The 12931-nt window shown below is 62.0% G+C and carries 12 protein-coding genes; 8 read left to right on the top strand and 4 right to left on the bottom strand.

Annotation, left to right across the window (positions count from 1 at the left end; genetic code table 11):
• The first annotated feature begins 4 nt into the window (after nucleotides 1-4).
• The 8 genes from SB725_RS07340 to SB725_RS07305 all read left to right on the top strand — a co-directional run bounded on the left by SB725_RS07340 (nucleotide 5) and on the right by SB725_RS07305 (nucleotide 11616).
• The gene (locus SB725_RS07340) at nucleotides 5-949 is read left to right on the top strand and encodes a DUF58 domain-containing protein (RefSeq protein WP_027923425.1); all 945 of its coding nucleotides are present in this window, start codon (nucleotides 5-7) and stop codon (nucleotides 947-949) included.
• Nucleotides 946-1440 (top strand): DUF4381 domain-containing protein, encoded by a 495-nt coding sequence (locus SB725_RS07335; protein WP_027923424.1) that lies wholly within the window; start codon nucleotides 946-948, stop codon nucleotides 1438-1440. Before SB725_RS07340 ends, SB725_RS07335 begins: the two co-directional genes overlap by 4 nt.
• Nucleotides 1433-2512: a vWA domain-containing protein gene (locus SB725_RS07330; RefSeq protein ID WP_027923423.1), complete on the top strand. Its 1080-nt coding sequence runs from the start codon at nucleotides 1433-1435 to the stop codon at nucleotides 2510-2512. Before SB725_RS07335 ends, SB725_RS07330 begins: the two co-directional genes overlap by 8 nt.
• Nucleotides 2509-4248, top strand: coding sequence for a tetratricopeptide repeat protein (locus SB725_RS07325; protein WP_410921481.1), 1740 nt, complete (start codon nucleotides 2509-2511; stop codon nucleotides 4246-4248). Before SB725_RS07330 ends, SB725_RS07325 begins: the two co-directional genes overlap by 4 nt.
• Complete coding sequence (locus SB725_RS07320; protein ID WP_027923421.1) at nucleotides 4245-5885, top strand: BatD family protein; 1641 nt, start codon at nucleotides 4245-4247, stop codon at nucleotides 5883-5885. Before SB725_RS07325 ends, SB725_RS07320 begins: the two co-directional genes overlap by 4 nt.
• 255 nt (nucleotides 5886-6140) lie before the next feature.
• Nucleotides 6141-7385 (top strand): exonuclease SbcCD subunit D C-terminal domain-containing protein, encoded by a 1245-nt coding sequence (locus SB725_RS07315; RefSeq protein WP_027923420.1) that lies wholly within the window; start codon nucleotides 6141-6143, stop codon nucleotides 7383-7385.
• Nucleotides 7382-11023 (top strand): AAA family ATPase, encoded by a 3642-nt coding sequence (locus tag SB725_RS07310; protein ID WP_410921480.1) that lies wholly within the window; start codon nucleotides 7382-7384, stop codon nucleotides 11021-11023. Before SB725_RS07315 ends, SB725_RS07310 begins: the two co-directional genes overlap by 4 nt.
• On the top strand, nucleotides 11020-11616 hold the full coding sequence (locus SB725_RS07305) for a glutathione S-transferase (protein ID WP_027923418.1): 597 nt from the start codon (nucleotides 11020-11022) through the stop codon (nucleotides 11614-11616). The genes SB725_RS07310 and SB725_RS07305 overlap by 4 nt, the downstream gene beginning before the upstream one ends.
• A 74-nt stretch (nucleotides 11617-11690) precedes the next feature.
• Here the strand turns inward: SB725_RS07305 and SB725_RS07300 are convergent, their stop codons facing one another.
• The 4 genes from SB725_RS07300 to SB725_RS07285 all read right to left on the bottom strand — a co-directional run bounded on the left by SB725_RS07300 (nucleotide 11691) and on the right by SB725_RS07285 (nucleotide 12788).
• Nucleotides 11691-11948, bottom strand: a complete 258-nt coding sequence (locus tag SB725_RS07300) for a hypothetical protein (protein ID WP_027923417.1) — start codon at nucleotides 11946-11948, stop codon at nucleotides 11691-11693.
• A complete protein-coding gene (locus tag SB725_RS07295) occupies nucleotides 11945-12157 on the bottom strand; it encodes a hypothetical protein (RefSeq protein ID WP_123436189.1) in 213 nt (70 codons plus the stop codon). Before SB725_RS07295 ends, SB725_RS07300 begins: the two co-directional genes overlap by 4 nt.
• Before the next feature lie 115 nt (nucleotides 12158-12272).
• Nucleotides 12273-12398, bottom strand: coding sequence for a hypothetical protein (locus SB725_RS07290; RefSeq protein WP_256218381.1), 126 nt, complete (start codon nucleotides 12396-12398; stop codon nucleotides 12273-12275).
• A 210-nt stretch (nucleotides 12399-12608) separates the two neighbouring features.
• Nucleotides 12609-12788 (bottom strand): hypothetical protein, encoded by a 180-nt coding sequence (locus tag SB725_RS07285; protein ID WP_059180948.1) that lies wholly within the window; start codon nucleotides 12786-12788, stop codon nucleotides 12609-12611.
• Nucleotides 12789-12931 lie beyond the last annotated feature (143 nt).

Genomic DNA, 12931 nt, shown 5'->3' with positions numbered 1-12931 from the left:
CCCGATGAACGCCCTACTGCCGCCCGAGCCGGGCATCCGTGTCAGCCTCGCCGAGCTGATCGACATGCGCCATCGCGTGCGGGAAGTGCAGTTATTTTCCACGCCGAGCCAGCGCAGCCCGCTGATCGGCCTGCACCACTCGAAATTTCGCGGGCGCGGGGTGGACTTCGACCAGGTGCGGGTGTATCAGGCCGGCGACGATGTGCGCACCATCGACTGGCGCGTGACTGCGCGCACCCAGGAGCCCCACACCAAACTGTTCCATGAAGAACGCGAACGGCCGATTTTCATCATGGTCGAGCAAAGTTGCCGGTTGTTTTTCGGTTCGGGCCTGATGTTCAAATCGGTGCTCGCCGCTCAGGCTGCCAGCCTGATTGGCTGGGCCGCGCTGGGTCATAACGACCGGGTGGGCGGGTTGGTGTTCGGTGACAACGAGCATTACGAAATCAAGCCGCGGCGCAGCAAACAGAGCCTCCTGCAATTGCTCAACCGGCTGGTGCGGGTCAATCAATCGCTGCACACCGAAACCGAGCAGAACCGCGACTCCCTCAACCTGGCCCTGCGTCGGGCGCGGGAAGTGTTGCGCCCCGGCAGCCTGGTGATCGTGATCTGCGACGAGCGCGCCTTGACCGAGGGTTCGGAGCAACAACTGAGCCTGCTGTCGCGCCATTGCGACCTGTTGCTGCTACCCCTCTCCGATCCGCTGGATCACGCCCTGCCCGCCGCCGGTTTGCTGCGATTCGCCGAACGCGGCGCGCAACTGGAACTCGACACCCTGAATTTCGACCTGCGCCAGACCTATCGCGCCCAGGCCGAAGCACGCATCGCCCGCTGGGAATTGCTCGCCCAGAAGCTGCGCGTGTTGCTGATGCCGTTGAGCACCCAGAGCGAGATGGTCGAACAACTGCGCGAATTTCTGAACCCACAGAAACCGGGGAAAGGTCGATGAGCAGCCTCGATCAACTGCAACCGCTGATTAGCCCGCCGCCCATCGAATTCTGGCCGCCCGCGCCGGGCTGGTGGCTGTTGCTGTCAGTGCTGCCGCTGATCGGATTTGGTCTGTGGCGGATGCGCCACTTGGTCGTGCGCAAACGTCCCATCGTTCGCGCCGAACAACCGCTGGACCCGGTGCGTCTCGCCGCGCTGGCCGAACTGGCGCAAATGCCCAAGCCCTACGACGGCGCGCCGGCCGGTGCCTGGCTGCAGCAGCTCAATGGCTTGCTCAAACGCCTGTGCCGCAACCACTACCCCTACAGCCAGAGCCACACCCTCAACGGGCGCAAATGGCTGGCCTTTCTCGACAACCGCTGCCCGGCGGCCGGTCTGACCCGCTGGATGGTGCTGGTGGAAGGCGCCTACAAACCCGAATGCAAACTCGACGACAAGGCCATTGCCGGCCTGACCCAAGCCGTCGACACCTGGATTCGCAAACATGTTTGAGTTCGCCTGGCCGTGGATCTTTGCCTTGCTGCCCTTGCCGTGGCTGATGCGCGTCTTGCTGCCAGTGGCCGACAGCGGCGAGCCGGCCCTCAAAGTCAGCTTCCTCAATGACCTCGAAGGCCTGGCCCGCCGCCGCGCCCGGGCGAACCTGCCGGCCTGGCGTCAGCAGGCACCGTTCATGCTGCTGTGGCTGTTGCTGCTGATCGCCGCCGCACGTCCGCAATGGCTGGGTGAGCCGCTGCCGATTGCCGCCAGTGGCCGCGACTTGCTGGTGGCGGTGGACGTGTCCGGCTCGATGGATTTCCCCGACATGCAGTGGCAGGACGAGGACGTCAGCCGCTTGAGCCTGGTGCAGCATTTGCTCGGTGATTTCCTCGAAAGCCGCGATGGCGATCGGGTCGGCCTGATCCTGTTCGGCAGCCAGGCCTATCTGCAAGCGCCGCTGACCTTTGACCGACACACCGTGCGCGTGTGGCTCGACGAAGCGCGGATCGGCATCGCCGGCAAGAACACCGCCATCGGCGATGCCATCGGCCTGGCCCTTAAACGCCTGCGCCTGCGCCCGGCACAGAGCCGCGTGTTGATTCTAGTGACGGACGGCGCCAACAACGGCGGTGAAATCGACCCATTGACCGCCGCTCGACTGGCGGCCAGCGAAGGGGTAAAAATCTACCCCATCGGCATTGGCGCCAACCCGGAAGAAAGCGGCACGCTGGGCTTTTTGGGCGTGAACCCGAGCCTGGACCTCGATGAGCCGGCCCTGAAAGCCATCGCCGAAGCCACTGGCGGTCAGTACTTCCGCGCCCATGACGGCAACGAACTGCAGATTATCAAGGACACCCTCGACCAACTCGAGCCCGTAACGCAACAACCGACCCAGGCCCGCCCGGCGCAGGCGTTGTATCACTGGCCGCTGGCCATGGCGCTGCTGCTGAGCATGCTGTTAGTGGTGCGCGAGCGCTGGCCACACAACCCGTTGCAACGCCTGTTCACCAAGGATCTGTTCTTGCAATCGCCCCTGCCTGACTGGCGCCAGCGCCTCAAACGCCTGCGCCTGCGGAGACGCCGATGAGCGCGCTCTGGCCGTTCTGGTTCCGTCCGTGGTGGCTCTTGCTGTTGCCGGTACTCGGCTGGCTGCTGTGGCAACTCTGGCACCGGCAAAAGCGTGCCGGGCGCTGGCAGATGATTCTGCCGCCGGCCTTTCACGCCGCACTGCTCAGCGGCGGCAACGGACGCGACAGCAAACTGCCGTGGGTCGTGCTTGGCCTGGCCTGGGTGTTGACCGTGCTGGCGCTGCTCGGCCCGAGTTGGCAACGGGTCGAACAAAACAGTCAGAAGCCCGCCGACCCGCTGGTGGTGGTGCTTGAACTGACCCCGGAAATGCTCGCCACCGACGTGACACCGAACCGGTTGGAGCAGGCGCGGCGCAAGCTCCTTGATCTGCTTGAGGTGCGCAGCGACGCCCAGACGGCCATCGTCGTCTACGCCGGCAGCGCTCACACGTTGGTGCCGCTGTCGGATGACCTGTCGACCAGCCGCAACCTGCTGGATGCGCTGAAACCGTCGCTGATGCCAGAGGCCGGCCATCGCGCAGACCTCGCGGTGAGCAAGGCCCTTGCGTTGCTGAGCCAGGGCGCCCTGGGCGATGGCCGGATCCTGCTGATCGGTTCAACCCTGACCGAACAGGAACGCGAAGGCATCCATAAGGCTCTGGACGGTCACTCAACCGAATTCCTGATGCTGGGCATCGGCACCGCCGAGGGGGCGCCGGTGGCTCAGGAGGATGGCAGCTTCCTCAAGGACAGCGAGGGCGCCATTCTGGTGCCGCGCCTGGACAACTCAAGCCTTAAAGCTTTTGCCCATGATCTCGGCGGACGCTATCGCCAGGCGCAACTGGACGAGGCCGACCTGCGTGCGCTGGGCCTGCTGGATGGCCCGCACATGCTACGCGATGACGGACAACTGTTGCGTCTCGATACCTGGGCCGACCAGGGTTACTGGCTGTTGCTGCCGCTGTTGCTGCTGGCGGCGTGTGCCGGGCGGCGCGGCTGGCTGTTCTGCCTGCCGTTGCTGTTGGCGCTGCCACAACCGAGTTATGCCTTCGACTTCGAAGACTTGTGGCTGCGCCCCGATCAACGGGGCCTGCACTTGCTCAGGCAAGACCATCCGGCCAGGGCTGCGCAGTATTTCCAGGACCCGCAATGGCAAGGCGTGGCGCTGTATGAAGCCGGCGACTACAGTGGCGCCGCCCAGCGGTTTGCCCAAGGCAGTGACGCCCACGCCCACTACAATCGAGGCAATGCCCTGGCCAAAAGCGGTGAGCTGGAAGCTGCGCTGGATGCGTACGAACAGGCGCTGGAATTGCAACCGGATCTGCGCCCGGCCCTGACCAACAAAGCGTTGGTGGAGAGTCTGCTCAAACAGAAAAACACCCCGCCGCCGGTAGAGCCCCAAACGCCTGACGACAACAAGGCACCGTCCGCCGCGCAAGAATCGCAGCCCGGCGCAGCCACGCAACCGACGAGCGAAGGTGAACCGCAGACCGGCGTCCAACAGACCACACCGGACGCCGAACAACAGGCCACCTCGCCACCGAAACCGGGCGCCAATGAAGTGCCGGGCAGCGAGTTGGGCGACGAGCAAAGCACCCGGCCGCCACCGCGCCCGACCAGCGACACGATCGAAGGCGAACAGCTTCAAGCACTGGAGCAATGGTTGCGCAAGATCCCGGATGATCCGGGTGAACTGCTCCGGCGCAAATTCTGGTACGAACAGCAACAACATCAGGATCAGGGAAAAACTCGATGACCCGCTTCACCCTCTTCATGCTCGCCCTGCTGTGCTGTGCCGTTCAGGCACAGGCAGAGGGGCTGGTTGCCAGCGTTGATCGCAGTCGCCTGAACTCCGGCGAGACGGTCGAGCTGACCCTTGAATCCAGCGACGTCACCCAGTTCGGCAAGCCGGACCTGAACCCGCTGGAGCCGCTGTTCGAAGTGCGCGGCACCCGACAGGTCAACCAGTTGAACACCCTCAGTGGCGACAACCGCGCGACCACGCGCTGGATCATTACCTTGCTGCCCAAGGAAAACGGCAGCGTGACCATTCCGCCGTTGCAACTGGGCGAGGCGCAGAGCCAGTCGATCACGCTGCAAGTGGTCGAGAGCGAAGACCAGAACACCGCGACCAAACTCGCCCCGGTGTTCATCGACGCCAGCCTCGACCAGAGCAGTGTGTACGTGCAGGCCCAGGCGATCCTGACTTTGCGCATCTACCATTCGGTGTCGCTGTACGACGACAGCAGCCTGACCCCGTTGCAGGTGCCCGATGCGCGCATCGAACCGCTGGGCGAGTCGCGTACCTACGAGAAAGTCATCAACGGTCTGCGCCATGGCGTGATCGAAATGCGCTACGCGATTTATCCGCAACACAGTGGCGAATTGGCGATTCCGGCGCAGATCTTCAGCGCCACACTGGTCGACACCCAGCCGGCGCAGGACGCCGCCGCCCAAGTGCCGAAATCCGGCAAGCTGATGCGCGTCAGCTCCACGCAAATGTTGCTGACGGTCAAGGCCAAACCGATCACCTACCCTGCCGATCTGCCCTGGTTGCCGGCCCGCAGCGTAACCCTGAGCGAAAGCTGGAATCCGGAACCGGACCACGCGCAGGTCGGCGACTCGCTGACCCGCAGCCTGATCCTCAAGGTTGAAGGCCTGGCCAGTTCGCAACTGCCACCGCTGCCGGCCACCGACGTCAACGGCTTGCGGCGCTACCCGGATCAACCGGTACTGGGCAACCAGAACAGCGAACGCGGCCTGATCGGCAGTCGTGAAGACCGTGAGGCCCTGGTGCCTGCGCGCAGCGGTGCCATCGAGTTGCCGGCGGTGGACGTGGTCTGGTGGAACACCTTCGAAGATCATCTGGAACGCAGCAGCCTGCCGGCGCGCACCCTGCAGGTCGCGAATAATCCGAGCATGCAGGTCGATACACCAACCGGGATGCCTCAGGTCGGTTCCGCCGCGGACAGCGAAACCCTGTGGCGCTGGAAACTCAGCACGCTGATCCTGGCCTGCACCACCCTGCTCGGCTTCGGCCTCTGGTGGCGAGCGCGCTGGCAACCGGCGATCCTGCGTGCCACGCAGACCGGCCCAAGCCCGCGCACCGTACTGGATGACCTCAAGCGCGCCTGCCTGGCGAACGATCCACACGCCACCCGCCAGGCGCTCGACGCCTGGGCGCGGCAACAACCGGAAACCCTGGCCGACATGGCCGCCCGTTTCGTGCCCTTGTCCGATGCGCTGGACGGCTTGAACGGTGCGCTCTACAGCGAAACCGGCCAGCACTGGCAAGGCGAAGAACTGTGGCGCGCGATCAAGGCCATCCCGATTGCCGAACGGATCCAGGACCCGGTGGGTGATAGCGGCCTGCCTCCCCTTTACCCCAAATAACCCTCTGAAGCAGCTGACGAGCAGCGCGAGGCTGCGTCCGGCTGCGAGGCAGTCGTAAATCCTGCTGACGCGGTCTATCTGAAATACCGCCTGTGCCGATTTTACGACTGCTGCGCAGCCGGACGCAGGCTTCGCCAGCTGCTACAGGGTTTTGGTGTCGCTGGCCACATCGGGGGTGTTTGCCAGTAAACTCCCTCCCCTTTAGCCGCCTTCATTCCCCACGCGGCCATCACCTTATTTGCAACGGAGTCCGCCTTGCGTCTGTTCCACACCTCCGACTGGCACCTTGGGCAGAATCTGCACGGCCAGGAACGCGATTTCGAGCACGCCTGTTTTCTCGAGTGGCTGTTGCGCCAGCTGAAGCTGGACCAGCCCGATGTGCTGCTGATCGCCGGCGACATCTTCGACACGGTCAACCCGCCGGTCAAAGCCCAGGAACGCCTCTACGATTTCATCGTCAGCGCCCACGAGCAGCAGCCGTTGCTGACCATCGTAATGATCGCCGGCAACCACGATTCCGGCTCACGAATCGAACTGCCCGCGCCCTTGATGCGACGTCTGCGCACCCATGCGCTCGGCCGCGTGTTGTGGCTGGATGACGGTCAACTGGATGCTGAACGCCTGTTGCTACCGTTACCGGATGCGCGCGGTGAGGTTGCCGCCTGGTGCCTGGCGCTGCCGTTCCTGCGCCCTGCCGAAGTCACCGGCGCGCAGCTGGGCGACAATTATCTGCGCGGGATTGGCCAGGTTCACGAATGGCTGATCGAAGCGGCCAACGCCAAGCGCACACCTGGCCAGGCATTGATCGCCATCAGCCACGCGCACATGGCCGGCGGTTCGGTGTCTGAAGATTCCGAGCGCAGCCTGATCATCGGTAACGCCGAGGCCTTGCCCGCCAGCCTGTTCGGCCCCAGCATCAGCTACGTCGCCCTTGGTCATTTGCACAAGCCGCAGAAGGTCAACGGCGAAGAGCGCATCCGCTATAGCGGCTCGCCGATTCCGCTGTCGTTCTCCGAGATCGGTTATCAGCATCAGATTCTCGACGTCACCCTCGACGGCGAAACCCTGGTCAGCGTCGAACCCAAACTGATACCACGGGCAGTGAACCTGCAACGCATCGGCCCGGCGCCGCTGGCAGAGATCCTCCTGCAACTGGCGGACCTGCCCAACATCGATTTGCTGGCCGACATCCAGCGCCAACCGTGGCTGGAAGTCCGGGTGCGACTCGACGAACCACAACCCGACCTGCGTCATCAGGTGGAAACCGCCCTGCAAGGCAAAGCCGTGCGTCTGGTGCGCATCGCCGCCGAATACGCCGGCAATGGCAGCCGCGATGGCGTCGACGACGGCACCACGCTGGTGGAACTGGACCAGCTCACACCTCAGGAATTGTTCAGTCGCGCCTGGCAGGACAGCTACGGCAGTGAGGTCGATGAGCAAACGCTGAAGGATTTTGCCGAGTTGCTGCAAGACGTGCAGATGGAGCGCGAACAACCATGAAGATCCTCGCGATCCGCCTGAAGAACCTCGCCTCCCTGGCCGGTCCGTTTGAGATCGACTTCACCGCCGAACCCTTGGCCAGCGCCGGTTTGTTCGCGATTACAGGGCCGACCGGTGCCGGTAAAAGCACCTTGCTCGATGCTTTGTGCCTGGCCCTGTTTGGCGCCGTGCCGCGTCTGAGCAATGCCCAGGTGTCCGCAAAAGCGCCGGATGCCGATGGCGAAATCAGCACCGGCGACCCGCGCACGCTGCTGCGTCGCGGCACCGGCGAAGGCTATGCCGAAGTGGATTTCGTCGGCATCGACGGTCGCCGCTACCGCGCGCGCTGGGAAGCCAATCGCGCCCGGGAAAAGGCTGGCGGCAAGTTGCAAGCCAGTCGCCAGAGCTTGCGCGACATCGATCAGGATCAACTGCTGGCGAGCCAGAAAGTCGAGTTCAAAACCCAGCTCGAATCCGTATTGGGCCTCAATTTCGAGCAGTTCACCCGCGCCGTGTTGCTCGCCCAGAGCGAGTTCAGTGCCTTCCTCAAGGCCAACGACAACGAACGCAGCGAACTGCTGGAAAAGCTCACCGACACCGCGCTGTACACCCGGCTCGGTCGCCGTGCGTTCGACAAGACCAAAGAGGCGCGTGAAGCGCACAAGCTGTTGCAAGACCAGGCCACCGGCGTGACGCCGCTGGCGCCCGAAGCCCGCGCCGAACTGGATGAACGCTTCAATGAAGCGCAGCAACAACTGAAGACACAGCAGGCGCAGCTCAAGCAGCTTGAGCTGCAACACACCTGGCTCAAAGACCTGCGCCAGTTGCAGGACGAACAACTGAGCGCCACGGAGCAATTGACCGGCGCGCAGCAGCATTGGGAAAGCCAGGTCGGCGAACGCCTGAAACTGACGCGCCTGGAGCAATTGGCCCCGCAACGGCATCAATTCGCTCGCAAAACCGAACTCACCGCCCAGCTCACTCCGTTGGCTGAACAAATTCAGCACCACACGCAACAGCAACAGGAACTGACGCAGCGCCAGACGCAACTCGAGCAGAGCCTGAGCAGCGCCCACACTGCACTGACCGAAGCGCAACATCAGCACACCCACAGTGCGCCGTTGCTGCGCCAGGCCTTTGAAGCGCAAAGCACCCTCGCCCGTCTGGTCAAGGACACGAGCCTCAGCGCCGATCTCAAGCAGCAAGCCGAGTTGGCCTGCACTCAGGGTCAGAACACGATTCAAGGTTTGCTGGACCAACAGAAACTCGTCGCCGAACGCCTGCAACGCATCGCCGGCGAGCTTGAACAAAGCGCCGCTCTGGCGCCGCTCAGCGAGGCGTGGAATGCCTATCGCGATCGCCTGCAACAGCTGATGTTGATCGGCAATCGGCTGAACAAGGGCCAGGCCGAAATGGCCGACCTTGAGCACAGCGCCACACGCGCAGCACAAGCATTCGCCGTGCAAAAGCAGCAGCTGGAAGTGCTCTACAAAGAGGCAGGCGCCGAGCCCGAGGCCGTGGCTGAACAGATCCAGTTACTCGGCAATCTGTTGCAGGACAACCGCAAGCAACTGCGAGCCTTCGAAGAGCTGACACGACTGTGGACCCAGCAGCGGGAACTGGACAGCCGTGGCGCAGAGCTTCAACAACGCCAGTCGACCGCTCAGCAAGAACGGGATCGGCTGACCCAGGACGGGGTAAAAACCAGGAACGAACTGACGGTCGCCGAACAGACCCTGACCGTCACCCGCGAACTGCTGGAGCGTCAGCGTCTTGCCCGCAGCGCCAGCGTCGAAGAATTGCGTGAGCAGTTGCAGGACGATCAACCGTGCCCGGTTTGTGGCAGCCCCGACCATCCCTATCATCAGCCGGAAGCGCTGCTGCAAAGCCTCGGTCGTCATGATGAAAGCGAGCAGGCCAACGCGCAGAAAGTCGTCGACCAACTGAAGGAAAAGCTCACTGACTTGCGCGGCGAAGTCGGTGGCTTGATCGCTCAGCAAAAAGAGCTGTTACAGCAGCAAGAACAGCTCGCCACCCAGCAACAAGCCCTGACGCCAAGCCTCGACGCGCATCCCTTGTCGGCGCAATTGCTGGCGCAGGACATGAACAAACGCGATGCCTGGCTGACACAGCAAAACCATCAGTTGAACCAGAGCATCACCCAGGACGAACAGCGGCAAACCGCCCTGCTCACCTTGCAACAGGACGCCGCACGCCTTCAGCATCAACTGCGCAGCGCCGAAACCGCAAGCCAGCAAGCAGCGCAGCACTTGAGCACTCAGCAACGCGAGTTGAGCAGCGATCGCCAGCGTCTGGATGAAGAACTGACGGCGTTCAGCACCTTGCTCCCGAGCGAGACGCTGAAGGCTTTGCGCAACGAACCCGCTGCGACGTTCATGCAACTCGACCGGCAGATTGCTCAGCGCCTGGAGCAACTCGACCAGCAACGCGATGAACTCAGCGAACAGCTGCAACGCCAGCAGACGCTGGAGAAAGAACAGGACCGCCAGCAGACGCGCCTTCAGCAACTGGAAGTTGCCAAGCAGCAGTTCGATACCCTCGCCGAGCAACAGCAAGCCTGTCAGCAGACCCTGACGCAATTGTTGGGCGCACACGCCAGTGCCGAGCAATGGCAGCAGCAACTCGATCAAGCGGTCGAACAGGCACGCACCGCAGAATCGACCGCCAATCAGGAACTGCAAACCGTGCGCACGCGCCTGGTGCAATTGGCAGCCGAACTCAAGGCCCTGCAGGAACGCTCGTTGGCACTGGAAGCCGAAGACCGCGAGTTGAACAGCAAGATTGCTGATTGGCGCGCGCTGCATCCGGAGCTGGATGACGGTGGTCTGGAAGCGTTGCTGAGCGTCGACGACCAACAGGTCAGCGAACTGCGCCAGCAATTGCAGCACAGCGAAAAAGCCATCGAACAGGCCAAGGTTTTGTTGCAGGAGCGCGACAAGCGCCTGCTCAACCATCAAGCGCAGCACAACGGCAACCTCGACGCCGAACAACTGGCTAGCGCGCTTGCCGAACTGCAAAACCTGTTTGCCGCCAGCGAACACCGCTGCGCCGAGCTGCGCGCCGAACAGGCCGAAGATCAGCGTCGGCAAAACGCCAATCAGGCGCTGGCACAGCAGATTGCCGATGCCTACACCGAGTATCAGCGCTGGGCGCGTTTGAGTGCCCTGATCGGCTCGGCCACCGGCGACACCTTCCGCAAGATCGCCCAGGCCTACAACCTCGACCTGCTGGTGCATCACGCCAACGTGCAACTGCGCCAACTGGTGCGCCGTTATCGATTGAAGCGCGGCGGCAGCATGCTCGGATTGTTGGTGATGGACACCGAGATGGGCGATGAACTGCGCTCGGTGCATTCGTTGTCCGGCGGCGAGACGTTCCTGGTGTCGCTGGCGTTGGCCTTGGGCCTGGCGTCGATGGCCTCGAGCACGCTGAAAATCGAATCACTGTTCATCGACGAAGGCTTCGGCAGCCTCGATCCGGAATCCCTGCAACTGGCCATGGACGCGCTCGATGGCTTGCAGGCTCAGGGTCGTAAAGTCGCGGTGATTTCCCACGTGCAGGAAATGCATGAACGGATTCCGGTGCAGATTCAGGTTCATCGCCAGGGCAACGGCCTGAGTACGCTGGAGGTGAAATGAATACGCTGTATTCGTTCCGCCGCTGCCCGTACGCCATGCGTGCGCGCATGGCCCTGCGCTACTCAGGGGTCGCGGTTGATATCGTCGAGGTCAGCCTCAAGGCCAAACCCGCCGAGATGCTCGCCCTGTCGAGCAAAGGCACGGTGCCGGTGCTGAACGCTGATGGCCGGGTGATTGATGAAAGCCTGGCGATCATGCACTGGGCGTTGGCGCACAACGATCCGCAGGACTGGTTGCTCAAGGATGATCCCGCCGGGCAGGCGCAGATCGCCGCCCTGATCGAAACAAACGATCAAGTGTTCAAGGTGCATTTGAATCACTACAAGTACGCCGAACGTTATCCCGAGCAGCCGATGGAGGTTTATCGGGCGCAAGGTGAGGTGTTTTTGCGTCAGCTTGATGAAGGGTTGCAGGGGCGCGAATACTTGCTGGCAGCACATCCAAGCCTGGCGGATGTAGCGTTGATGCCGTTCGTTCGGCAGTTCGCCCACGTGGATCGCGAGTGGTTTGCGCAGACGCCTTATGCGCGGTTGCAGAACTGGTTGCAGCGGTTTCTGGAGTCGGACCTGTTTACCGGCGTGATGAAGAAGTAAGCACACCCCCGATCCCCGTAGCCGCTGGCGAAGCCTGCGTCCGGCTGCTACAAAGTGCGTGCCGGGCAGGCGATTCAGGCAAGCACTTCACACATCTGCAGCACCGAGCAATCCACCTGGAATGGCCCGAAGAAATCGACCTGGCGCTTGATCGGTGGATTACCCGCCAACAGCCCCATCGCCTTCTGCGTTTCAATGTTGCGTGCAAGGTTGTGATTGGCTTCTATCGACCGGGCCACGGAACCGGCCGAGCCCTGCCCGATGCCCAGCAACGAAGCGCCGTTGGTCATGAACGCCAGAAAGGCGATTACCCAGAGTTTGCGCCCTTTCATGCCCCGACCACTCCCGCCAGTTCTGCGTGATCGACCACGACGTCTTGAGCGCGGTGTTCGAACTGGATAGCGGGATAAGCGACCTGAATCGGCGCGTCTACGGTGTGTTGCGATTGAGCCGAAAGGCTGACCACCAGCACCATTGCGACGTAAAGACCGATGGCCAGGTAGGCGCCGTGTTTGGCAGAAGTGAGGATTGAGCTGGCCATGGTGTTCTCCGTGGGCATGTTTCGATGCCCACAGAATCAATCAAAAATGCTGTGGTAACCACTCAGGGTTATCCATAGTGACCATCAGCTTCGTTGATCATTAAGCCAATCTATTTCAGTCGTTGATAAAACTCATCATGCGTTCGCGGGCCGCGTCCGGCTCGGACGAAACGGGCTGTGCGTCCGAAAGAATGGGGGTGGAATACAGAAATAGAAGAACCACTGCCAGACGCATCGCCATGCTGTCGATCCTTGTTATTAGAAAAGGAGTCAAAAACTCAGCGTCAAATCTAGACTCGTGGCCATGTGATATCAAGCCAGAAAATGATGGCAATGTGATGCTGTCGTAAACGCGTTATGCAGGAGCGACATCACTCAGGTTTCTCAAAGCGTTTCAGCTTGATCGACGCAAGTGACTTCGCTCCTGCATAAAAGGTGCAGGGCTGGAATTTCAGGCTTGGGTTTTGTGATCCAGAGCGGCGTAGAAGTTGGCGCTCTGTTGCAGGTATTTCTGGGTATAGCTCTGAGCGTGGGATTTTTTCTCGCTGATTTCAACGTTGGCGCTGGCTGGCAGAGCAACGGTGGCGGAGATAGCTGAAGCGGCGATAACAGAGAAGAGATTGAAGTTCATGGCGGTATTCCTCGGATTCAGTTGGCTTGCTTGCCCGGTGGGGCCGTGAAGCAAACTTAACCTTCGAGGGTCCGCGTCTTGAAATGCTTTGTAGCATTAGCAGATATCAGCATCATTAATAGAAGGATGCAGGCCCCTAGTAC

It is taken from the genome of Pseudomonas sp. SIMBA_041 (assembly GCF_046535095.1).
Lineage (GTDB): Bacteria > Pseudomonadota > Gammaproteobacteria > Pseudomonadales > Pseudomonadaceae > Aquipseudomonas > Aquipseudomonas mucoides.
The sequence above is the reverse complement of the archived record's forward strand: the minus strand, read 5'-3'. Positions and strand labels throughout refer to the sequence as shown.